19 protein-coding genes are annotated in these 21,015 nt (G+C 68.7%); 10 read left to right on the top strand and 9 right to left on the bottom strand.

Going from position 1 to position 21,015, the window contains the following annotated elements; translation table 11 throughout:
• Positions 1-155 precede the first annotated feature (155 nt).
• From glyS to CS1GBM4_RS22320, 3 genes are all read right to left on the bottom strand, one after another.
• Positions 156-2,672, bottom strand: coding sequence for a glycine--tRNA ligase subunit beta (gene glyS / locus CS1GBM4_RS22310; RefSeq protein WP_186420961.1), 2,517 nt, complete (start codon positions 2,670-2,672; stop codon positions 156-158).
• Positions 2,672-3,766, bottom strand: coding sequence for a Fic/DOC family N-terminal domain-containing protein (locus CS1GBM4_RS22315; protein ID WP_186420962.1), 1,095 nt, complete (start codon positions 3,764-3,766; stop codon positions 2,672-2,674). The genes glyS and CS1GBM4_RS22315 overlap by 1 nt, the downstream gene beginning before the upstream one ends.
• Before the next feature lie 144 nt (positions 3,767-3,910).
• Positions 3,911-4,825 (bottom strand): glycine--tRNA ligase subunit alpha, encoded by a 915-nt coding sequence (locus tag CS1GBM4_RS22320; RefSeq protein WP_186420990.1) that lies wholly within the window; start codon positions 4,823-4,825, stop codon positions 3,911-3,913.
• A 229-nt stretch (positions 4,826-5,054) separates the two neighbouring features.
• Between CS1GBM4_RS22320 and CS1GBM4_RS22325 the strand changes: the two genes are divergently transcribed.
• Complete coding sequence (locus tag CS1GBM4_RS22325; protein WP_186420963.1) at positions 5,055-5,336, top strand: hypothetical protein; 282 nt, start codon at positions 5,055-5,057, stop codon at positions 5,334-5,336.
• 131 nt (positions 5,337-5,467) lie between these two features.
• Complete coding sequence (locus CS1GBM4_RS22330; protein WP_186420964.1) at positions 5,468-5,779, top strand: hypothetical protein; 312 nt, start codon at positions 5,468-5,470, stop codon at positions 5,777-5,779.
• Positions 5,780-5,788: 9 nt separating this feature from the next.
• Here CS1GBM4_RS22330 and CS1GBM4_RS22335 read toward each other — a convergent pair whose 3' ends face one another.
• Both CS1GBM4_RS22335 and CS1GBM4_RS22340 read right to left on the bottom strand, forming a co-directional pair.
• A complete protein-coding gene (locus CS1GBM4_RS22335) occupies positions 5,789-6,556 on the bottom strand; it encodes a methyltransferase (RefSeq protein ID WP_186420965.1) in 768 nt (255 codons plus the stop codon).
• Positions 6,546-6,773: a DUF2007 domain-containing protein gene (locus tag CS1GBM4_RS22340; protein ID WP_186420966.1), complete on the bottom strand. Its 228-nt coding sequence runs from the start codon at positions 6,771-6,773 to the stop codon at positions 6,546-6,548. Before CS1GBM4_RS22340 ends, CS1GBM4_RS22335 begins: the two co-directional genes overlap by 11 nt.
• Positions 6,774-6,945: 172 nt before the next feature.
• Here CS1GBM4_RS22340 and CS1GBM4_RS22345 point away from each other — a divergent pair, with 172 nt between their 5' ends.
• Positions 6,946-7,962 carry a polyprenyl synthetase family protein gene (locus tag CS1GBM4_RS22345; protein WP_244607355.1) on the top strand — a complete coding sequence of 339 codons (1,017 nt, stop codon included), beginning with the start codon at positions 6,946-6,948 and terminating at the stop codon, positions 7,960-7,962.
• Positions 7,963-7,971: 9 nt separating this feature from the next.
• Here CS1GBM4_RS22345 and CS1GBM4_RS22350 read toward each other — a convergent pair whose 3' ends face one another.
• The 3 genes from CS1GBM4_RS22350 to CS1GBM4_RS22360 form a co-directional block, all read right to left on the bottom strand.
• Entirely contained in the window at positions 7,972-8,856 is an 885-nt protein-coding gene (locus CS1GBM4_RS22350) for a 4-(cytidine 5'-diphospho)-2-C-methyl-D-erythritol kinase (RefSeq protein ID WP_186420968.1), read from the bottom strand.
• A 181-nt stretch (positions 8,857-9,037) separates the two neighbouring features.
• On the bottom strand, positions 9,038-10,801 hold the full coding sequence (locus CS1GBM4_RS22355; RefSeq protein WP_244607356.1) for a tetratricopeptide repeat protein: 1,764 nt from the start codon (positions 10,799-10,801) through the stop codon (positions 9,038-9,040).
• Positions 10,802-11,265: 464 nt separating this feature from the next.
• Positions 11,266-12,945: an electron transfer flavoprotein-ubiquinone oxidoreductase gene (locus CS1GBM4_RS22360; RefSeq protein WP_244607357.1), complete on the bottom strand. Its 1,680-nt coding sequence runs from the start codon at positions 12,943-12,945 to the stop codon at positions 11,266-11,268.
• Positions 12,946-13,119: 174 nt separating this feature from the next.
• Here CS1GBM4_RS22360 and CS1GBM4_RS22365 point away from each other — a divergent pair, with 174 nt between their 5' ends.
• The 4 genes from CS1GBM4_RS22365 (at position 13,120) to CS1GBM4_RS22380 (ending at position 17,482) form a co-directional block, all read left to right on the top strand.
• Positions 13,120-13,920: a uracil-DNA glycosylase gene (locus CS1GBM4_RS22365; RefSeq protein ID WP_186420970.1), complete on the top strand. Its 801-nt coding sequence runs from the start codon at positions 13,120-13,122 to the stop codon at positions 13,918-13,920.
• Positions 13,921-14,057: 137 nt separating this feature from the next.
• Entirely contained in the window at positions 14,058-15,488 is a 1,431-nt protein-coding gene (locus CS1GBM4_RS22370) for a cytochrome ubiquinol oxidase subunit I (protein ID WP_186420971.1), read from the top strand.
• Between the two features lie 13 nt (positions 15,489-15,501).
• Positions 15,502-16,506, top strand: a complete 1,005-nt coding sequence (gene cydB, locus CS1GBM4_RS22375; protein WP_186420972.1) for a cytochrome d ubiquinol oxidase subunit II — start codon at positions 15,502-15,504, stop codon at positions 16,504-16,506.
• An 88-nt stretch (positions 16,507-16,594) separates the two neighbouring features.
• Entirely contained in the window at positions 16,595-17,482 is an 888-nt protein-coding gene (locus tag CS1GBM4_RS22380; protein WP_186420973.1) for a neutral zinc metallopeptidase, read from the top strand.
• An 83-nt stretch (positions 17,483-17,565) separates the two neighbouring features.
• Here the strand turns inward: CS1GBM4_RS22380 and CS1GBM4_RS22385 are convergent, their stop codons facing one another.
• The gene (locus tag CS1GBM4_RS22385; RefSeq protein ID WP_186420974.1) at positions 17,566-18,054 is read right to left on the bottom strand and encodes a hypothetical protein; all 489 of its coding nucleotides are present in this window, start codon (positions 18,052-18,054) and stop codon (positions 17,566-17,568) included.
• Between the two features lie 117 nt (positions 18,055-18,171).
• Between CS1GBM4_RS22385 and CS1GBM4_RS22390 the strand changes: the two genes are divergently transcribed.
• From CS1GBM4_RS22390 to CS1GBM4_RS22400, 3 genes are all read left to right on the top strand, one after another.
• Entirely contained in the window at positions 18,172-19,365 is a 1,194-nt protein-coding gene (locus CS1GBM4_RS22390; RefSeq protein WP_186420975.1) for a PA0069 family radical SAM protein, read from the top strand.
• A gap of 66 nt (positions 19,366-19,431) precedes the next feature.
• Entirely contained in the window at positions 19,432-20,325 is an 894-nt protein-coding gene (locus CS1GBM4_RS22395; RefSeq protein ID WP_186420976.1) for an alpha/beta hydrolase, read from the top strand.
• A gap of 60 nt (positions 20,326-20,385) precedes the next feature.
• The gene (locus tag CS1GBM4_RS22400) at positions 20,386-20,997 is read left to right on the top strand and encodes a ribonuclease HII (RefSeq protein ID WP_186420977.1); all 612 of its coding nucleotides are present in this window, start codon (positions 20,386-20,388) and stop codon (positions 20,995-20,997) included.
• The last annotated feature ends 18 nt before the right edge of the window (positions 20,998-21,015 follow it).

The following is a 21,015-nucleotide window of genomic DNA, read 5'->3' on the forward strand; positions in this document are numbered from 1 at the left end:
AGCCTTTTCCCGGATGGGAGAAGGTGGCGCGGAGCGCCGGATGAGGGCCAGCCCTATCCGCAGAAGGCACAACGGCGCCGCCTCGCCTCAATCATCAATGGCGGTCCCCTACCCCTCCCCACAAGGCGGAGGGGTTCTGCTGCGGCCCCCGCACCCTACCCCGCGATCCGCGAGAAATCCGCCACGGCGCGGGTCGCCTCGCGCAGCTGGTTGAGCAGCTTGAGGCGGTTGGCGCGCAGAGCCGGATCGGGATCGTTGACCGTGACCTTGTCGAAGAAGGCATCGACCGCGGGCCGAAGCTCGGCGAGCGCCGCCATGGCGCCCTCATAATCCTCGGCCGCGATGGCGGCCTCCGCCTTCGGCGTCGCCTGCGCGAGCGCGACCGCCAGGCCCTTCTCCTCGATCAGCCCGGCATCGGCGATGAGCTGGAGATCGGCCTTGCCGGCGAAGGCGCCCTCACCATCCTTCTTCTCCTCGATCTTGAGGATGTTGGCGGCGCGGCGATAGCCGGCGAGCAGGTTCCTGCCGTCCTCGGTGTCGAGGAAGCGGCCGAGCGCCGCGACGCGGCGGGTGATGAACAGGAGGTCGTCGGAGCCGCCGACCTGCCCCCTCTCCCCTTTCGGGAGAGGGCTGGGGTGAGGGGTCGCGCCGCCCTCACCCGTTTGCGTCTGCGGGCCACCGACGCTGGATGCGTCGCGAGACCCCTCATCCGTCATCGCTGGCGCGATGCCACCTTCTCCCGCAAGGGGAGAAGGGGAGCCAGCGAGAACTGCATCGACAAGGTCATGCCGCGCGCCCTGATCGCGGAGCATGACTTTCAGGCGGTCGTGGAAGAAGGAGAGGAGATCGACAGCTTTCGGGAGGCCCAACGCTACCGCTCGTTCGATCAGCTCCTTTTCTTGGTCGATGCTTAGTGCCGTAGATGCTCGCAGCAGCATCTCGATGGACTTGGCCCGCGCCCACTCCGACAGTGTGGCGCCACCTTCGGGAAGAGATGACCGAATTGCCGCATTGACGGTATCAACAGTAGCCCACCGCGGATTGGCCAGCTTGTGAAACTCGAAACCGTTGATCTGGTAATGAAGCCACTGTTGGAGGGGTAATCGCACCCCATTCTCGACCACCAGCCGGATCACCCCCAGCGCCGCCCTTCGCAGCGCATACGGATCCTTGCTCCCGGTCGGCTTCTCGTCGATCGCCCAGAAGCCGACGAGCGTGTCGAGCTTGTCGGCGAGCGCGACTGCCACCGAGACCGGATCGGTCGGGACGCGGTCGGAGGGGCCGAGCGGCTTGTAGTGCTCCTCGATGGCAGCGGCGACCGATGGGTTCTCGCCCTGCAACTCCGCGTATTTCCGGCCCATCAACCCCTGCAGTTCGGGGAACTCGCCGACCATCTCGGTCGGCAGGTCGGCCTTGGCGAGCTTCGCCGCGCGCTCGGCCAGCGCCGGATCGGCGCCGACGATCGGCGCCAGTTCCTTCGCCAGCGCGGCGATGCGCTGGACGCGCTCGCCCTGCGTGCCGAGCTTGGCGTGGAAGACGACGCCGAGCCGGTCGAGCTTGGCCATGCGCTGGTCGAGCGGCTTTTTCAGATCGAGGCCGAGCTTGTCCGCGCTGTCCCTCAGCGTCTCCAGATCGGGCAGCGGGCCGCGGTCGGTCTGCCAGAAGTAGGATGCGTCCGAGAGGCGGGCGCGGACTACGCGGCCATTGCCGGCGGTGATCGCGCCGCCGCCATCGCTGGCGATCAGGTTCGAGACCGGGATGAAGCGATTTGCCAGTTCGCCCGTCGCGGGATCGCGCAGCACGAAGCATTTCTGGTTGGCGCGGATGGTGGCGCGGATCGCCTCGCCGGGGATCTCGAGGAAGCGTTCCTCGAAATCGCCCATCAGCACCACCGGCCACTCGACCAGCCCGGCGACCTCCTCCAGCAGCCCCTCGTCCTCGACCAGCTCGAGCCCCGCGGCGAAGGCGAGGTTCTTGGCGTCTGCCAGGATGATCGCCTTGCGGCGGTCGGCGTCGAGCACGACCTTGGCCCGCTCCAGGCTCGGCACGTAATCGTCGAAACGCTTCACCGTGATCGGCCCCGGCGCATGGAAGCGGTGACCATAGGTGACGTTGCCGGAGCGGATGCCGTCGACCTCGAAGGGCACGACCTCCGGATCCTCGGTCTCGGCGCCGAAGGTGCAGAGGATCGAATGCAGCGGGCGGACCCAGCGCAGCGAACCGGTCTCCGCCGAGGCCTTGCCCCAGCGCATCGATTTCGGCCAGGGGAAGGCGCGGATCACCGCCGGCACGATCTCGGCGATGGCCTGGACCGTCTCCTGCCCCGGCTTCTCGATCACGGCGACGTAGGAATCGCCCTTCTTCGCGTCGCTGACGATCGTCGCCTGGTCGAGGGAGGCGAGCCCCGCCGCCTTGAGGAAGCCCTGCACGGCGGCCTCGGGCGCGCCGACGCGCGGGCCCTTGCGTTCCTCGCGGACGTCGCGGCCGCGCACCGGCAGGCCGGCGACGTGGAGGGCGAGCCGGCGCGGCGTCGCGAAGGCCTGGGCGCCCTCATAGGCCAGCCCGCGCTCGACCAGCGCATCGGTGACGAGCTTCTTCAGATCCTCCGCCGCCTTGCGCTGCATGCGCGCCGGGATTTCCTCGGAGAAGAGTTCGAGCAGGAGATCAGGCATCAGGGCTGTCCGGTGATGGTGTTCATGATTTCGCGGGCGGCGAAGAATTTCGGGTGCGCGGTTTCCGGCACTTCCTCGACGAAGCCGAGCGAGAGAACCGTTTCCAGGTTTTTCTGGGCAGCAGGGTAAGTGACACCGAGGTACTCGGCGAGCTGCGGAATCGAGAAGACCGGCCGCACGAACAACCGATCGACAATCGACAACAACAAGGCCGACCTCCCTGCCGATTGCAGCGCCCTGCGGTAGCGCTCGCGCAGGAGGAACAATCGGTCGGCGATGGCGATGGTCTCGCGGCAGGTGTCTTCGACGACCGAAAGGAAGAAGATCAGCCAGCTCTCCCAGGCACCCGAGCGGGACACCTCGAACATATGGTCGATATACTCATCCTTGCGCCGTTCCAGCACCGGGCTGATGAACAGGGCCGGATGCAGCAAGGCTTTGCGTTCGAACAAGACGACGGGGATCAGAATGCGCCCCACACGCCCGTTGCCGTCGGCAAAAGGGTGGATCGCCTCGAACTGATAATGGATCAGCGCCGCATCGATCAGCGGCGGGACTGTTTCGCGGTCCGGCCGCTGAATGTAGAGCTCCAGCCTGCACAAGGCGTCATAGGCTTCCTTGGGCGGCGCCGGCACGAAGCGTGCGGCCTCGATCGATGCAGCTCCGATCCAGTTCTGATGGACCTTGAATTCGCCGGCCTGGATTGCGGCACCGCGGGCGCGGGCCACGCCCTGGAGAAGGTCGCGATGGGCCCCCCTGATTGTCCTGAGCGAAAGCGGGACCTCGTCCAGGCTGCTGACGGCGTTGCGCAGCGCGCGCGAGTAGTTGAGCACTTCGCGCGTATCGCCGCTCTCGGCGGAGGCACCGTAACCAGCCTCCGCGAGCAGCAGTGCATCGACCGTCGTATAAGTGCCCTCCATGCTCGACGAGGACAGAGCCTCGCGCGCCTGGAGGGGCTGGATCAGGATATAGGGATCCGGCAGCGTCCGGAGGATGCCATTGAGCTCACCAAGCGCCTGCGTTGCCGACACCAGCCGCGTCAGGATAGCCGCGCTGTCGAAGACAGGCGGAAGATCATTCGGAACGAAGGCCACTTGGGCATGCATCGTCGGAACGAGACGCCCCGCAGGCGATGCGTCGAACTGACTTCTATCCACGTTTAAGACCCGGCCTGACTTTTATAGGAAAAGCCAGTTTCGTTTAAAACTCCCGGAGCAAATTATAGCAAGCGACAATGCTCACGCTCCCCCGCCGGCGGTCTTGAGCCAGGCGGCGCCGCAGGCCTTGGCGAGCTCGCGCACGCGCAGGATGTAGCCCTGGCGCTCCGTGACCGAGATCACGCCGCGCGCGTCGAGCAGGTTGAAGACATGGCTCGCCTTGATGCACTGGTCATAGGCCGGCAGAGCGAGCTTGTGGCTCGGATCGTTGCTGCCGGCATCGGCCTCGCCGGCGGCGAGCAGCGCCTTGCACTCGGCCTCGGCGTCGTTGAAATGGCGGAACAGCGTCTCGGTATTGGCATATTCGAAATTGTGCCGCGAGAACTCCTGCTCGGCCTGCAGGAAGACGTCGCCATAGCTGATGCGGTCCTCGCCCTCGAGGCCGTTGAAGTTGAGGTCGTAGACGTTCTCGACGCCCTGGACATACATGGCGAGGCGCTCGAGCCCGTAGGTCAGCTCGCCCGCCACCGGCGCGCATTCGACGCCGGCGACCTGCTGGAAATAGGTGAACTGGCTGACCTCCATGCCGTCGCACCAGCATTCCCAGCCGAGTCCCCAGGCGCCGAGGGTCGGGCTCTCCCAGTCGTCTTCGACGAAGCGGACATCGTGCAGGGCGAGGTCGACGCCGATCGCGGCCAGCGAGTCGAGATAGAGCTGCTGCAGATCGGCCGGCGACGGCTTCAGGATGACCTGGAACTGGTAATAGTGCTGGAGCCGGTTGGGGTTCTCGCCATAGCGGCCGTCCTTCGGCCGGCGCGAAGGCTGGACATAGGCCGCCTTCCAGGGCTTCGGCCCGAGCGCGCGCAGCGTCGTCGCCGGGTGGAAGGTGCCGGCGCCGACCTCCATGTCGTAGGGCTGGAGGATGACGCAGCCGCGCTGCGCCCAGAAGCGCTGCAAGGTCAGCAGCAGCCCCTGGAAGGAGCGGGTCGGGTTCAGCGGATCGGAGGAGGCGGCCAAGGGATCAGCCTTCGAACTGTCGGGAAACTCGCGGCGTGATTAGGGGCTGGCGGCGCTCACGGTCAAGCGCCGGGCCATGAATGGCGCATGAACCCTTCGGCAAGCATCGCGTTCATAGAGATGTTGCTATCGTCGCTCCATCGAACGGTCCGCGGTGCTCGGGGCGAGCGCTTGAGTCGGGCCGATGCGACAAGCAGGAGACCTTGCAATGCTGTCGAACCGTATCGTCGCCGCCCTGTTCGGTGCCGGCGCACTCCTCTTCACCGGCCTCGCTGTCGCCCCGGCCAGCGCGGCGCCGATCGCGGCCGGTGTTCCGGCCGGTTCCGCCGGCACCGACCTCGTCGAGCAGGCCCAATATTACGGCCGGCCCTATTACGGCCCGCGGCGCTATTACGGCCGTCCGGTCTATCGGCCGCGCTGCTATTTCGTCGACCGGCGCGTCTGGAACGGCTGGCGCTGGGTGATCCGCCCGGTGCGCGTCTGCCGCTGACGTCCGCCATCGCCGACGGGCTGAACGGGCGGGCCATGCCGCCGTTCAGCCCAACAGCCGCAAGCCGGCTGCCACGATGACGCCCGATCGGTCCCGCACAGGCCCGCCGGGCAATCGCGAAGGAGGCAACCATGCTTCGTAAACTCATTCTTGGCCTTTCAGCCGCTGCCACGCTCGGCGCGGCCGCGCTCGGCATCGGGGCAGTCACGGCAACGCCGGCCGAGGCGCAGGCGCTGAGCGGCGGCTACGGCTATCCCGGCAGCGGCAGCCGCCATCCCTACGCCCCGCGCTACAGCAATCCCGGCTGGGGCGGCGGCTACTACGCCCGGCCGCGATACGGCTATTATGGCCGGCCCTCTTACGGTCCGCGCTGCTACTACCGTCCGGTCCGGTACTGGGACGGCTGGGGCTGGGTGGTGCGCGAGCGCCGCATCTGCCGCTGACCGGCGCCTTCAGGCCAGCACAGCCTCGCCGCGATGGAGCGCTTCGCCGAATGCGGTGAAGCGCCCATCCTCCCCGTTGAGGATCAGAGCCGGCAGCAGCGCTGCCGGCTTTCTACTGCCGAGGCGGGCCGAGACGATGACCCGGATCGCCGGCCGCCCGGCCCGCGCGTGAACCGGGCGGATCTCGACCGCCCCGAAGCCGGTCTCCAGACCTGCGAGAATCGCTCCCAGCGCCTCGGCACGATGAATGATGCTGACGCCGCCGCCCGGCTTCAGCCCATGGCGCGCGGCCTTCAGCCAGTCCCCGAGGGCTTGCCCGGCGACATGCGCCGCACGCCGGTTGGCGACGGGCGAGGCGCGGACCTCGCCCGCTTCGAAGAAGGGCGGGTTCATCGCGACCCAGGCCACCGAGGCGGTCGCGAGGCCCGTGCCGGCGAGATCGCCGTTCCGCTCGCCTATGGCCCCGACGACGGTCCGCACACGCTCGGCCACATCGTTGAGTTCGGCATTGCGCGCCGCAAGTGCCGCGAGCTCCGGATCGCGCTCGACCAGGACGACGGCGAGCGCGGGCTGCCGCAAGGCGACGGCGAGGCCGACCGTGCCGACGCCGGCGCCGAAATCGGCAAGCGGCCCCTCCCCGAGCTCCGGAATCGCGGCGGCGAGCAGCACCGCATCGGAACCGGCGCGATGCCCCCTCGCCGGCTGCAGCAGGCGCAGGCGGCCGCCGAGCAGACGATCCTCGCCGATCTCGCCGAGCCCGGACGCCTCAGCGGTCATGGCGCAGTTCGTCGCCATAGCCGGCCTCGATCAGCAGGGCGCGGGCGCGCCTGCTGTCCTGCTCGCGCACCAGCAGGCGGCGCGGGAAGGCGCCGATCATGCCCTCGAGCGCGCTGATGTGCTGGTCGGCGATCAGGCAATCGAGATTGGCTGAAGTCAGCAAAGCCTCGATGGCACCGAGCAGGACGAGGTCGTTGGAGCGGACGAGTTCGTGCATGCTCCCATGGAATCCGCCGCACGGCCGCAGCGCAACAGGAAAGATCCCGTGACGCGGCAATGCAGCGTCAAACTGTTGCGTCGCGAAATGATTGCCGGGGCTGGTCACGCATGCGACGTTTATGGCAAGGCAGGGCGCGCGCGACCGCGCGAGAAACGGCCGGAGTTTGCGAGTGGGCGTCGTCGTAGCTTTCGAAGACAAGGACACCGGCCTGGGCGGGATCGAGCCGCTGGTCGGGCTGACGCGCGCCGACATGGAGCGGGTCAATGCGATGATCCTGTCGCGCACCGGCTCGCAGGTCACGATGATCCCGGAGGTCGCGAACCACCTGATCTCCTCGGGCGGCAAGCGTTTGCGGCCGATGCTGACCCTGGCGACGGCGGCGCTGTGCGGCTATCGCGGCGAAGGCCATGTCAAGCTCGCGGCCTCGGTCGAGTTCATGCACACCGCGACGCTGCTGCACGACGACGTCGTCGACGAGAGCGATATGCGCCGCGGCAAACTCGCCGCCCGGATGCTCTGGGGCAACGAGGCGAGCGTGCTCGTCGGCGATTTCCTGCTCGGCCAGGCCTTCAAGATGATGGTCGAGGTCGGCTCGCTGCGCGCGCTCGACATCCTCTCGACCGCTGCGGCCGTGATCGCCGAGGGCGAGGTGATGCAGCTTGCCGCCGCCAAGAACACCGAGACGACGGAGGACGAGTACCTCGCCGTGATCCGCGGCAAGACCGCCGAGCTCTTCGCCGCCGCCTGCGAGGTCGGGCCGGTGATCGCCGGCTCGTCGAAGAGCGAGGCGGCGGCCTGCCGCAGCTATGGGCTCAATCTCGGCATCGCCTTCCAGCTCGTCGACGACGCGCTCGACTATGGCGGCTCGTCGGGCCAGCTCGGCAAGAATGTCGGCGACGATTTCCGCGAGGGCAAGATCACGCTGCCGGTGGTGCTCTCCTTCCGCCGCGGCAACGCGGAGGAGCGCGGCTTCTGGCGGCGCACCCTGCAGCAGGGCGAGGTGCGCGACGGCGATCTCGAGGAGGCGCAGGCGCTGATGCGCCGGCACGGCGCGCTGGCCGACACGATCGAGCGCGCCAAGCACTACGCCAAGATGGCGAAGGACGCGCTCGGCCTCTATCCCGCGTCGCCGATGAAGCAGGCGCTCAACGACGCCGTCGATTTCTGCGTGGCGCGCGCGCACTGAGCGCAGACATCATCCAATTACGGTCGGCTTCACCCACCAATCCGGCCGCTGCTTCGCCAGCAGCTTTCCCGCTGCGGCGCTCGCTCGACAATCGTCGAACAGGGCGAAGCAGGTCGCGCCCGAGCCGGACATGCGCGCCAGCCGGCAGCCGGGCAGCGCCGACAGTGCCGACAGGGCCTCGCCGATGACGGGGGCGACCATGCGGGCCGGCGTTTCGAGATCGTTGCCGGCGGCGGCCAGGGCGGCGATCAGGGACGCTGCGGTCGTCGGCGTCGGTTCATCGTGAGCGAATGCTCCCGCCGAACCCGCATGCGCCTGTCCCGCCTTCAGCCCGAGCGCGCGGAACACCGGCGCCGTCTCGACGGCCACGCCGGGGTTGAGCAGCAGCGCGAACAGGCGCGGCAGGCGCAAGGGCGGGCCGAGCCGCTCGCCGATACCGGCCATGATGCGGGCGCGCGCTTCCAGGCAGACCGGACCATCGGCGCCGATCCGGCCGGCGGCGGCGAGCAAGGCCGGATGCGACAATGGCAGGCCGTTGAGCCGCGCCAGCAGGCGCAAGGCCGCCGCCGCGTCGGCCGAGCCGCCGCCGATGCCGGAAGCGACCGGCAGGCGCTTGACGAGGTGAAAGCGGCCGGAGCGCAGCCCCGCGACCTGCTCGCGCAGCACGCGCTCGGCCTTCAGCACGAGGTTGTCAGGTGCATCGGACAGGCCGGCGGCGAAGGGACCGGAAATCTGGAGGCCGCCGGGCTCGCCCGGCGTCAGGGCGAGTTCGTCCCCGACGCCGGCGAAGGCGACGAGGCTGTCGAGCTCATGATAGCCGTCGGCGCGTCGGCCGAGGACGCGCAGGCTCAGATTGACCTTGGCCGGAGCGCGGGTCGCCAGCGGGGGTGACATTGAATTACGCCGTCATTCCAAGCACTGAGACCGGCCGCCAATGGCCACGACGTCGGTCCAGTTCGTCATGCTCGCCCTTGTGGCGAACATCCACCCTCTTGAACACGAGCCTTCACCGAGGAAGGACGTGGATGGTCGGGACAAGCCCAACCATGACGGAGCAGAGAAAGATCAAGAAGTCTCAGCCGCCGCCGTCCTTCTTCGGCTCGGCCGCATTGGCCGAGGGTCCCTGCTCGTCCAGGCCCTTCTCGATCTTGCGCAGGATCCGGGCGAGATCCTCAGGCTCCGGACCGAGGTCGCGGGCATAGTTCCACTGATAGCGCGCCTCGAGATAGCGCCCCGTCTTCCAGTAGACGTCGCCGAGATGGTCGTTGATCACCGGGTCGGAGGGGCGCAGCTCCATCGCCTTCTCGAGCTCCGTCACCGCCTCGTCATAGCGGCCGAGCCGGTAATGCGCCCAGCCGAGCGAATCGATGATGTAGCCGTCGCGGGGCCGCAGCTCGACGGCGCGGCGCAGCATGCCGAGCGCCTCCTCGAGCTTGAGGTTCTGGTCGACCAGCGAATAGCCGAGATAGTTCAGCACCAGAGCCCGTTCGCGGCCGAGCGCCTCGGGCATCAGCTCCAGCGCCCTGCGCAGATCGGCCTCGGCCTGCGGCCATTTCTTGATGCGCTCATAGGCGATGCCGCGCGAATAGAAGAGGTCCCAATTGGCGCGGCCGGGCGTGCCGAGCTTGGCGACCGCCTTGTCATAGGTCGCGGCCGCCTCCTCGAAGCGCTTGCGCGAGCGGTAGATGTTCCCCAGCGCCGAGATCGCGTCGATGTCGTCGGGACGGGCGACGATCAGCGCCTCGAGCTGCTTCACCGCCTCCTCGGTCCTGCCGAGCTGCTCGAGGCCGAGCCCGATCTGGATGTCTGCGACCGGGCGCAGCGGCGAGTTCTCCGGCATGCGCCGGTAGACCTGAACCGCATCCTCGGTCTGCTTGGCGCGCTCAAGGATGTCGGCCAGCGTCAGCACGGCGAGGTCGTGGCCGGGGTCGAGATAGACCGCGAGGCGCAGATAGAGCAGCGCGGTCGCCTCGTCGCCTTGCAGAATCCCGGCGCTGGCGAGGCCGTAGAGCACCTCGGCCGCGCCCTGCTGGGTGTTGCCGACGATGCGCTGCAGCGGCTCCTTGCTGCTGACCTTGGCGATCGCGTCGCGCACGACCGGGTGGTTCGGGCGCACGCGCTGCTCGAATTCGTTCAGCGTCGCCAGAGCGGCTTCGCTGTCGCCCGTGCGAGCCTGCTGGCGGGCCCAGAGATCGACCAGTCGCAGATTGGTCTTCTCGGCCTCGTAGGCGGCCTTGAGCCGGCGGTTCGCCTCGTTGCGGCGGCCGGCGATGTCGAGGATCAGCCCGGCATGGAAATCGCGGAACCTGTCGAAGGTCGCCTCGCCCTTGAGCCGCTCCAGCGTCTCGAGGGCGCGGTTGGTCTCGCCGGAGCCGGAATAGGCCCAGGCGGCGAGCAGGGTCGCGGTGATGTCGGCGGAGCGGCCGCGGCCGCCGCGCTGCAGCTGGGCGCGCGCCGCGGCATAGTTCTTCTGCTTCAGGGCGCGCACGCCGAGCGCGAGCTGGGCGAGCCCGTTGGTGGCGTCGCGCTGGATCAGCTTCTCGGCGGCCCGGAAGGTCTCGTTCATCGCGCCGTCGGCGAGGAAGGCGACAAAGCCGCGCTCGAGCAGCTCGCTGTTCTGCGGATCGTTCTTGATCGCCTCGCGCAGATAGATCGAGGCGGCGCCGAGATCGCGGCCGGCCCCGGCGACGACGGCGGCCAGATAATTGCCCTCGAGGCTTTCGGCCGGCTCGAACTTGTCGACCGGGCGCGCCTGCGCGAGCGCCGGCACGCCGAGATGCAGGCCCGCGATGAACGCCAGCACGAGGGCGGCGCTGCGGCCGTCGATTTGAAACGTCACGTTCGCCATTCTCCCTGGTCCGCCCCGGCTTGCGGGAGCTGGTCCGTGGACGGGACCGTGACCTGAACGATTAGGCCGCCAACATGGCCGTTTCCGGGCCTCGGGACAAGTCCGGCGAGCCGGGCTGCGTCACCGATGTCACGCTGACGTGAAAACCGCAGGCGCCCCATCCGGGCAGGCGCGAAGTAATGGATTCGTTGAATTTTCTGGGCGTAATCTCGGCCTCGCCGCGATTACGCGGCGATTCGCCAGGGGTGTTCCCAGATGAAGAAGGTCTCGCTCGCGCTCGCGGCCGTTCTCACGCTTGCCGGCATCGCCGGCGGCTGCGCCACCAAGGAGCCCGAGAAGCCCGCTCCGATCGTCCGCAAGGGCTGATTCGTCCCGGAGGGGAGAGAAGATCGAAAGGCCGCGCGGTCCCCCCGCGCGGCCTTTCTCCGTTTCGAGCCGGCGCAGGCGCGGCTTCGTCACATGTTCGAATAGTTCGGGCCGCCCCCGCCTTCCGGCACCGTCCAGGTGATGTTCTGCGCCGGGTCCTTGATGTCGCAGGTCTTGCAGTGCACGCAGTTCTGCGCGTTGATCACGAAGCGCGGCATCGTCTGCTTCTCCGGATCGGCATAGACGACCTCGTAGACCCCGGCCGGGCAGTAGAGCCGCGCCGGCTCGCCATAGATCGGCAGGTTCTGCAGCACCGGCACGTTGGGGTCGGTGAGCTTCAGATGCGCCGGCTGGTCCTCCTCATGGTTCGTCGCCGAGAGGAAGACCGAGGAGAGCTTGTCGAAGGAGACCTTGCCGTCGGGCTTGGGATAGACGATCGGCTTGACCATCCCGATCGGCTTCAGCGTGGCATGGTCGGGCTTGCCGTGCGAGAGCGTGCCGAAGGGCGACCAGCCGAAGAGCTGATTCAGCCACATGTCGACGCCGCCCAGCACGACCCCGCCGATCGTGCCGAGCTTCGACCAGAGCGGCTTGACGTTGCGCACGGGCTTGAGGTCGCGCCCGATCTCGGAGGAGCGCCAGCCCTCCTCGATGCCGGCGACCTCGTCATGGGCCCGCCCCGCCGCCAGCGCCGGCACGAGCTGCTCGGCCGCCAGCATGCCGGAGAGGATGGCGTTGTGGCTGCCCTTGATGCGCGGCACGTTGACGAAGCCGGCGGCGCAGCCGATCAGCGCCCCGCCCGGGAAGGTGAGCCTGGGTACCGACTGCCAGCCGCCCTCGGTGATGGCGCGCGAGCCGTAGGAGAGGCGCTTCGCCCCCTCGAAGACGTCGCGGATCATCGGATGGGTCTTGAAGCGCTGGAACTCGTCGAAGGGCGAGAGCGTCGGATTCGTATAGTTGAGGTGGACGACGAAGCCGACCGTGACCAAATTGTCGTCGAAATGGTAGAGGAAGGAACCGCCGCCGGTGGAGCCGTCGAGCGGCCAGCCGAACGAGTGCTGGACTAGGCCCTTGCGGAACTTCTCCGGCTGGACCTGCCAGATCTCCTTGAGGCCGATGCCGAATTTCTGCGGCTCGCGTCCCTCGTCGAGGGCGAAGCGCCGGATCGCGATCTTGGAGAGCGAGCCCCGGGCCCCCTCGCCGAGCAGGGTGTAGCGGCCGCGCAGCTCCATGCCGCGGGTGAAGCGGTCGGAGACCGTGCCGTCCCGGGCGATGCCCATGTCGCCGGTGGCGATGCCCGCGACCGAACCATCGGCGTTGAACAGCAGTTCGGCGGCGGCGAAGCCCGGGTAGATCTCGACGCCGAGCGCCTCGGCGCGGGCGGCGAGATAGCGCGTGACCAGCCCGAGCGAGCCGACGAAATTGCCATGATTGCTCATCAGCTTCGGCATGGCGAAATTGGGCAGCCGGGCCCCGCCGGCCGGACCGAGGAAATAGAAGACGTCCTCGCTGACCTGCGTATGCAGCGGGCGCGCCTCGTCCTGCCGCCAGTCGGGCAGGAGCCTGTCGAGGCCGATCGGATCGATGACCGCGCCGGAGAGGATATGGGCGCCGACCTCGGAGCCCTTCTCGACCACGACGACCGAGATCGCCTCGTCGAGCTGCTTCAGCCGGATCGCGGCGGCGAGCCCGGCGGGACCGGCGCCGACGATGACGACGTCATAGTCCATGCTCTCGCGCGGCGTGCTCTGCGCTTCCTTCAGATCCATGCTGCCCTCCACCCGCGCCGTCTTCGCCCTATATAGTTCATATATGAACTATCTCGATCGTCCCGCCAAGCGCCGCCGCGGGGCTGATTGGAACTCCTCTATCCGGACCTCCCGCCGATTTTGCAACAGCGAACGGGCTCGCTTCGTCGCCGGCGGCGCGATATCCTGCCGGCCATGTCCCTCGACGCCGTCTCCGCCGCCGAACTGATCGCCTGGTACGCCGAGATGGGCGTGACCGAGGCGTTGGACGAGACGCCGCACGATCATTTCGCGGCTGCGCCCGAGCCGACGCGACCGCCCGTCGCCCGCCCGCAGATTGCCGCGCAGCAGCCGGCACGGCGCCCCGTCGCCGTGGCCGCCGCGACACCGCCCGACGAGGCGGCGCTGTCGGCCCGGGCGCTGGCGCGGGACGCGGCGACGCTGGAGGAGCTCAAGACGGCGCTGGCGGGCTTCGAGGGGTGCCCGCTGAAGGCGACCGCCAAGAACCTGGTCTTCGCCGACGGCAACCCGGCCGGAAAGGTGATGATCGTCGGCGAGGCGCCGGGCGCCGACGAGGACCGGATCGGCCTGCCCTTCGTCGGACGTTCGGGGCAATTGCTCGACCGGATGCTGGCCGCGATCGGCCTCACCCGCCAGGAGCACGTCTACATCGCCAACCTCCTGCCCTGGCGCCCGCCGGGCAACCGCACGCCGACGCCGCAGGAGGTCGCGATCTGCCTGCCCTTCATCCAGCGCCAGATCGAGCTCGCCGACCCCGACATCCTGGTCTGCATCGGCGGCCCCTCGGCGCAGGGGCTGCTCGGCGTCTCGGGCATCCTGGCCTCGCGCGGGCGCTGGATGGAGTACGACACCGGCAGGCGGATGATCCGGGCTATCGCGACGCTGCACCCGGCCTATCTGCTGCGGCAGCCGCTGCAAAAGCGCCTCGCCTGGCGGGATCTGCGCGCGATCAGGGCCGCACTCGACGCATTTTGACGCAGCGGCGCGACGCCGCTGCGTCACTGGCGGCGGCTGCCCTGTCACCACGGCTTGATTATTCCGAGTGCAAAGTGGAACCTGCAACCCAGCAGGGTCTCGCGGCCATGACCTGGCCGGCATGCCGGAGCGATGCGATGGAAATCGACGCCTTTCTGCTGTCCCGCATCCAGTTCGCCTTCACGGTCTCCTTCCACATCATCTTCCCGGCCTTCACGATCGGGCTCTCGGCCTATATCGCGACGCTGCTCGGGCTATGGCTGAAGACCGGCAACCCCAAATTCCACCTGCTCGCCCGGTTCTGGACCAAGATCTTCGCCGTCTCCTTCGCGATGGGCGTGGTCTCCGGCATCGTGCTCTCCTACCAGTTCGGCACCAACTGGAGCCGCTTCTCCGTCGCGGTCGGCAACGTCGTCGGCCCGCTGATCGGCTACGAGGTGCTGACCGCCTTCTTCCTCGAGGCCTCCTTCCTCGGCGTGATGCTGTTCGGCTGGAAGCGGGTGCCGCCCTGGCTGCATTTCCTCTCCGCGGTGATCGTCGCCGGCGGCACGGCGCTGTCGGGCTTCTGGATCCTCTCGGCCAACAGCTGGATGCAGTATCCGGCCGGGCACGAAATCCGCGACGGCATCGCCTATCCGGTCGACTGGCTGCAGGTCATCTTCAACCCGACCTTCCCGTTGCGCTTCGCGCACATGATGACGGCGGCCTATCTCACCACCGCCTTCGTCGTGCTGGCGACCGGGGCGCGCCACCTGCTCGCCGGGCACCGCACCGAATCGGCCAAGACGATGGTGCGCATGGCGATCCTGATGATCGCGCTGACCGCCCCGCTGCAGGCGCTGATCGGCGATTTCCACGGCAAGCAGACCGCGATCTACCAGCCGGCCAAGCTCGCTGCGATCGAGGCCCATTGGGATTCGTCCAGACCCGGGGCGCTCGTGCTCTTCGCCTGGCCGGACGAGAAGGCGGAGCTCAACCGCTTCGAGGTCTCGATCCCCGGCGTCGCCAGCCTGCTCACCCATGGCAGCATGGACGCGCTGTTCAAGGGCCTGAAGGACTTTCCGCCGGAGGACCGGCCGCCGGTGCTCATCCCCTTCTTCGCCTTCCGCGCCATGGTCGGCATCGGCGTGCTGATGATCCTGTTCGGCTGGGCCGGCGCCTGGCTGTGGAAGCGCGGCACGGTGTTCGAGGCGCGGAGCTGGCTGCTGATCGCCAAGCACAGCTGGCCGGCCGGATTCCTCGCCATCCTGTCCGGCTGGTTCGTCACCGAGGTCGGCCGTCAGCCCTGGCTCGCGACCGGCCTGCTGCGCTCGAAGGACGCGGTCTCGCCGGTGACGGCGGCCGAGGTCGCGATCTCGCTGGCGCTGTTCGTCTTCGTCTACTGCGTGGTATTCGCGGCCGGCATCGTGCTGATCAACCGCCTGGTCGAGAAGGGACCGGACGAGATCAGCCCCGAGGAGCCGCCCGAGCAGCCCTCCCAGCGCCCGCTCAAGGCGGCGCAGGCGCCGGCGGCCGCGATCTTCGGCGACGGCCGTCCCGGCGACGACAAGATCCAGCCGGCGAGCTGAGGGGATCCCTGCGATGGAATGGTATCTCCCCGTGATCTGGGCCGGGCTGATCGGCACCGCCGTGATGCTCTACGTCGTGCTCGACGGTTTCGACCTCGGCATCGCCATCCTGTTCCCGACGACGCGGGAAGAGGGCGAGCGCGACCAGATGATGAACTCGGTCGCACCGTTCTGGGACGGCAACGAGACCTGGCTGGTGCTCGGCGGCGGCGGGCTCTGGGTCGCCTTTCCGCACGCCTACGCCATCATCATGCCGGCGTTCTACATCCCGGTGATCCTGATGCTGCTGGCCCTGATCTTCCGCGGCGTCGCCTTCGAGTTCCGCTGGGTGGCGAAGCCGCGTCACAAGGTCTGGGATTTCGCCTTCTGGGCGGGCTCGACCGTGGCGGCCTTCGCCCAGGGGCTGATCCTCGGCGGGCTGATCCAGGGCGTGAAGGTGGTCGACAAGCAGTTCGCCGGCGGCCCCTTCGACTGGTTCACCCCGTTCACGCTGATGTGCGGCGTCGGCGTCGTCGTCGGCTATGCCGCGCTGGGCGCGACCTGGCTGGTCTACAAGACGGAAGGCCCCGTGGCGGAGCGGGCGCGCCGGCAGGCGAAGATGCTGGTCCCCGGCCTGCTCGCCTTCGCCGTCCTGGTCTCGCTCTGGACGCCCTATGCGCATCCGCGCATCGCCGAGCGCTGGTTCACGCCGTCCAACCTGATGCTGCTCTGGCCGTTCCCGGTTCTGACCGCCTTCTGCGGCTACATGGCCTGGAAGCGGCTCCATGGCGCGCACGAGTTCACACCCTTCGCCTTCACCATCGCGATCTTCCTGCTCTGCTTCCTCGGCCTGGCGATCTCGAACTACCCCTATCTCGTACCGCCCGGCCTGACGATCTGGGACACGGCGGCGACGCCGGCGGCGCACGTCTTCGTGCTGATCGGCGTGACCTTCCTGCTGCCGATGATCCTGTTCTACACGGCCTTCGTCTACTGGACCTTCCGCGGCAAGGTGAAGGCGGATGCCGGCTATCATTGAGCGCCCGACGACCGGGCGCCCACGCGACGGGACTTGAGTTCGACCGCCGCCTCGCGGAGATTGGCGGCGCTGCAACAAGGGTTCGCGCATGCGTTGGGAAGATTATCGCCAGTCCGAGAACATCGAGGACCGGCGCGGCGGCGGCGGCGAGTATGCCGGCCTTCCCGGCGGGCGCGGCGGCATCGGCATCGGCACGATGGTGGTGCTCGGCCTGCTCGGCTGGGCGCTCGGCATCGATCCGCGCCTGCTGATCGGCGGCGCCGAGCTGATCGGCGGCATCGGCGGCCGCAATCCCCCGACGCAGGAGCAGCGCAAATCGGCCGGCCCGCCGCAGGACGAGATGGGCCGCTTCGTCTCCGCCGTGCTGGCGCAGAACGAGGACATCTGGTCGAAGGTGCTGCCGCAGCAGGCCAATCGCCGCTATGTCGCGCCGAAGCTGGTCCTGTTCAGCAATGTCGACCGCTCCGGCTGCGGCACGGCCCAGGCGGCGATGGGTCCGTTCTATTGCCCGAACGACCAGCGGGTCTATCTCGACCTCTCCTTCTTCGCGGAGATGCAACGCAAGCTCGGCGGCGGCGGCGACTTCGCCTATGCCTATGTGGTCGGCCACGAGGTCGGCCACCACATCCAGAACCTGCTCGGCATCCTGCCCAAGGTGAACGAGCTGCGCCAGCGGCTCTCCGAGCGCGAATCGAACCAGCTCTCGGTCCGCGTCGAGCTGCAGGCCGACTGTTTCGCCGGCGTCTGGGCCTACAACATCAATGCGATGGACCGGATCGAGCCGGGCGACGTCGAGGAGGCGATGCGCACCGCCGCGGCGATCGGCGACGACAAGCTGCAGCAGCAGGGCCGCGGCGTCGTCGTGCCCGATTCCTTCACGCACGGCTCGTCGGCGCAGCGCACGCGCTGGTTCAACACCGGCTTCCGCTCCGGCTCGATGCAGAGCTGCGACACCTTCCGCACCAACCAGCTCTGATCTGCCTCGCTGCCTTTCCGGAGCAGGCCGGCAGGCCTGAGCCCGGACGGCATGAACACGAAGCGGCCGGCTCGGAACTGAGGTCAGACGGGGGCGCGCCGGCGGCGCACGGCCAGCCGACGCGGCGCGCGCGCCAGCCGCCCGGACAGGATCTGCGCCTTCGGTGCCAGCAGCCCGGCCCTGACGGCGCGCGAACGCAGCGAGATCGCGCCCCATTCGCACAGCGCCGCCGCCACGCCGCGCAGCGGCATCAGCGCCGGCGTCGCCGCAGCCGTCATCAGGTGCCGCTCGACGTTCGGCGTCCATTGCTGGTCCGGCATCTCGCCCGCTTCGAGCAGGATCACCCAGTCGCCGCGCGCCTCCGCCACCCCGCGCGACCAGGCCTCGCCGTTCTTCGCCCTGACGTAGCTGGCGCCGGTCTCGTCGGCGAGGCGCGCGACCGCGGCGTCGTCCGCCTCGTCGATCACCACGGCATGGCCGACCACACCGCCGGCCACCGCCGGAATGAGGACGGACAAGGTCGCGGCGAGCGCCTCGACGTCACGACTGGCCCGGATGACGGCGGTGATCATGGACGACCAGCTTATGTCGCAGCGCAACATGCCGCAATCCTGCCGCTTGCATTTTGTTCCTGTTATGTTCACATTCCTTGATCTCGCGACATGCGATTCCGCCGGGGAGACGACGCCATGCTTCAGCCCAGGCCCTCAGCCAGGACGCAACCGCTCAAACGCCGCGACGCCGATCCGGGCTCGGTCTCGATCTCTGCGCCGGTGCGCCTCGCGCCGGTCGATCCCCTCGCTCATGCCGGCAGCCGCATCGACCCGGACCGGCGGCGCGGCCGCGGCGCGACGATCAACCCCGGCGGGCGCTACGAGGCGGAGGAGCGCGTCAGCGAGGACGACGGCTGGGGCTCGCTCGGCGAATTGCCGCCGTTCAAGACCGAGATCTCGATCGAGAAGCCACGGACCATTATTACCAGAAACGACTCCCCGGATATTTCCTTCGACCGTTCGATCAATCCCTATCGCGGCTGCGAGCATGGCTGCGTCTACTGCTTCGCCCGGCCGAGCCACGCCTATCTCGGCCTCTCGCCGGGGCTCGACTTCGAGAGCAAGCTGACCGCCAAGCCCGATGCGGCTGCGCTGCTGGAGAAGGAGCTCTCGGCCCCGAGCTACCAGCCGCGCACGATCGCGATCGGCACCAACACCGACGCCTACCAGCCGATCGAGAAGAAGCTGCGGATCATGCGCCAGATTCTCGAGGTGCTCGCCAGGTTCAACCACCCGGTCGGGATCGTCACCAAGTCGGCGCTGGTCCAGCGCGACATCGACATCCTCGCGCCGATGGCGGCGAAGGGGCTCGCCAAGGTCGCCTTGTCGGTGACGACGCTCGATCCGAAGCTGGCACGGACCATGGAACCGCGCGCGGCCTCCCCGGCCAAGCGGCTGGAGACGATCCGCAAGCTTTCGGAGGCTGGAATCCCGGTGACGGTGCTCGTCGCGCCGATCGTGCCGGCGATCAACGAGCACGAGATCGAGCGCATCCTCGACGCTGCCAGGGCGGCGGGGGCGCGCGAGGCCGGCTATGTGCTGCTGCGCCTGCCGCTCGAGGTGAAGGACATCGTCCAGGACTGGCTGGTGACGCATCACCCCGACAAGATGCGCCATGTCGTCTCGCTGATCCGCTCGACCCGCGGCGGCAAGGACTATGACGCGGCCTGGGGCCAGCGCCAGGTCGGCTCCGGCCCCTATGCCTGGATGATCGGCCGGCGCTTCGAGATGGCGGCCGAGCGCCTCGGCTTCAACGGCACGCGGCTCCGGCTGCGCACCGATCTGTTCGTCAGGCCGGAGAAAACGAAGGCGCAGCTCAGCCTGTTCTGATGTCCAGCCGCTCCGATGGCACCGACCGCCTCGCCGCGCGTTCCGCTCTGAAACGCGGAGGCCGGCATGGACGGGTTCAGCAGCGAGTTCGTCGAGACGGGCGAGGCCCGGATCTTCCTGCGCCGGAAGGGGTCGGGCACGCCCCTCCTGCTGCTGCACGGCTTTCCGCAGACGCATCTGATGTGGCGCGATTGCGCTCCGCTGCTGGCGGAGGAGTTCACCGTCGTCTGTGCCGACCTGCGCGGCTATGGCGCGAGCTCCTGCCCGCACTCGGCGCCGGACCACGGCCCTTACGGCAAGCGCGCGCTCGCCCGCGACATGGTGACCGTCATGGAGCGCCTCGGCTTTCGCCGTTTCCACTTGGCGGGACACGATCGCGGCGGCCGCGTCGCCTACCGGATGGCGCTCGACCATCCCGACCGGATCGCGAAGCTCGCCGTCCTCGACATCCTGCCCACCGCCGAAGCCTGGGAGAGGGCCGATGCCCGCTTCGCGCTCGGATTCTGGCCGTGGACGCTGCTCGCCCAGCCGGCCCCGCTGCCGGAGCGGCTGCTGGCGTCGGCGCCGGATGCGATCGTCGACAGTGCCCTCGCCGGCTGGGGCACAGCGGCAACGGCCTTCCCGCCATCCGTGCGTGAGGCCTATATCGCGGCGCTGCGCGCGCCCGGGCACATCCACGCGATCTGCGAGGAATATCGGGCCGCGGCAGGGCTGGATCGCGAGCATGATCGCGAGGACCGCCGCAACGGGCGGCGCATCGCCTGCCCGGTGCTCGCGCTGTGGAGCGCGGAAGGCGCGCTGGCGCGCTGGTACGAAGCCGATGGCGGACCGCTCGCGATCTGGCGCCGCTGGGCCGACACGGTCGAAGGCGCCGGCGTAGCGGGCGGGCACTTCTTCCCCGAGGAACATCCCATGGCCACGGCGGAGGCGCTGCGCGGATTCTTCCTGGACCCGGCCTGATCTGTGGATGCGGCCTCGAGCCCGGCAGACCTTCGCCTCGGGTTCTGGCATAGCGGTGGCATGACCGCCGATTTCACCCGCGAGCAGGCCGCGATGATTGCCGGGCGCGCCCGCGTCGCCGGCGTGGACGAGGTCGGCCGCGGCCCGCTCGCCGGACCGGTCGTGGCTGCCGCCGTCATCCTCGACCCGCTGGCGGTTCCCGACGGTCTGGCCGATTCCAAGGAACTCACCGCAGAGCGCCGGGAAGAGCTCTGCGCCCTGATCCTCGCCAACGCGCTGGCCGTCGGCGTCGGCAGCGCCTCGGCGGTCGAGATCGACACGATCAACATCCGGCAGGCGACGCTGCTCGCCATGCGGCGCGCGGTGACGGCGCTGCCGCTGTCTCCCGATCTCGTCCTGGTCGATGGCAACGATCCGCCGGCGCTGGCCTGTGGCTGCGAGGCGGTCATCGGCGGCGACGGGCTGATCGCCTCGATCGCCGCCGCCTCGATCGTCGCCAAGGTGACGCGCGACGCGATGATGGCGCGGCTGTCCCTCGCCTATCCGAGCTATGGTTTCGCCAGCCATGTCGGCTACGGCACGCCCGCACACCGCGCGGCGCTGAAAACGCACGGCCCCTGCCCTGCGCATCGCTACTCCTTCGCGCCGATCAAGGGCCTCTGGTCGCGATAACGGCGGTTGCCGGGTTCG

Source organism: Allobosea sp. CS1GBMeth4 (genome assembly GCF_900185715.1).
Taxonomy (GTDB): domain Bacteria; phylum Pseudomonadota; class Alphaproteobacteria; order Rhizobiales; family Beijerinckiaceae; genus Allobosea.

Excerpts from the sequence above, each read along its gene's own strand:
- glyS (WP_186420961.1), bottom strand. The coding sequence starts at position 2,672 with ATGCCTGATCTCCTGCTCGAACTCTTCTCCGAGGAAATCCCGGCGCGC.
- CS1GBM4_RS22325 (WP_186420963.1), top strand. The coding sequence starts at position 5,055 with ATGCTGTCGAACCGTATCGTCGCCGCCCTGTTCGGTGCCGGCGCACTC.
- CS1GBM4_RS22330 (WP_186420964.1), top strand. The coding sequence starts at position 5,468 with ATGCTTCGTAAACTCATTCTTGGCCTTTCAGCCGCTGCCACGCTCGGC.
- CS1GBM4_RS22335 (WP_186420965.1), bottom strand. The coding sequence starts at position 6,556 with ATGACCGCTGAGGCGTCCGGGCTCGGCGAGATCGGCGAGGATCGTCTG.
- CS1GBM4_RS22340 (WP_186420966.1), bottom strand. The coding sequence starts at position 6,773 with ATGCACGAACTCGTCCGCTCCAACGACCTCGTCCTGCTCGGTGCCATC.
- CS1GBM4_RS22350 (WP_186420968.1), bottom strand. The coding sequence starts at position 8,856 with ATGTCACCCCCGCTGGCGACCCGCGCTCCGGCCAAGGTCAATCTGAGC.
- CS1GBM4_RS22360 (WP_244607357.1), bottom strand. The coding sequence starts at position 12,945 with ATGGATCTGAAGGAAGCGCAGAGCACGCCGCGCGAGAGCATGGACTAT.
- CS1GBM4_RS22365 (WP_186420970.1), top strand. The coding sequence starts at position 13,120 with ATGTCCCTCGACGCCGTCTCCGCCGCCGAACTGATCGCCTGGTACGCC.
- CS1GBM4_RS22370 (WP_186420971.1), top strand. The coding sequence starts at position 14,058 with ATGGAAATCGACGCCTTTCTGCTGTCCCGCATCCAGTTCGCCTTCACG.
- cydB (WP_186420972.1), top strand. The coding sequence starts at position 15,502 with ATGGAATGGTATCTCCCCGTGATCTGGGCCGGGCTGATCGGCACCGCC.
- CS1GBM4_RS22380 (WP_186420973.1), top strand. The coding sequence starts at position 16,595 with ATGCGTTGGGAAGATTATCGCCAGTCCGAGAACATCGAGGACCGGCGC.
- CS1GBM4_RS22385 (WP_186420974.1), bottom strand. The coding sequence starts at position 18,054 with ATGATCACCGCCGTCATCCGGGCCAGTCGTGACGTCGAGGCGCTCGCC.
- CS1GBM4_RS22390 (WP_186420975.1), top strand. The coding sequence starts at position 18,172 with ATGCTTCAGCCCAGGCCCTCAGCCAGGACGCAACCGCTCAAACGCCGC.
- CS1GBM4_RS22395 (WP_186420976.1), top strand. The coding sequence starts at position 19,432 with ATGGACGGGTTCAGCAGCGAGTTCGTCGAGACGGGCGAGGCCCGGATC.
- CS1GBM4_RS22400 (WP_186420977.1), top strand. The coding sequence starts at position 20,386 with ATGACCGCCGATTTCACCCGCGAGCAGGCCGCGATGATTGCCGGGCGC.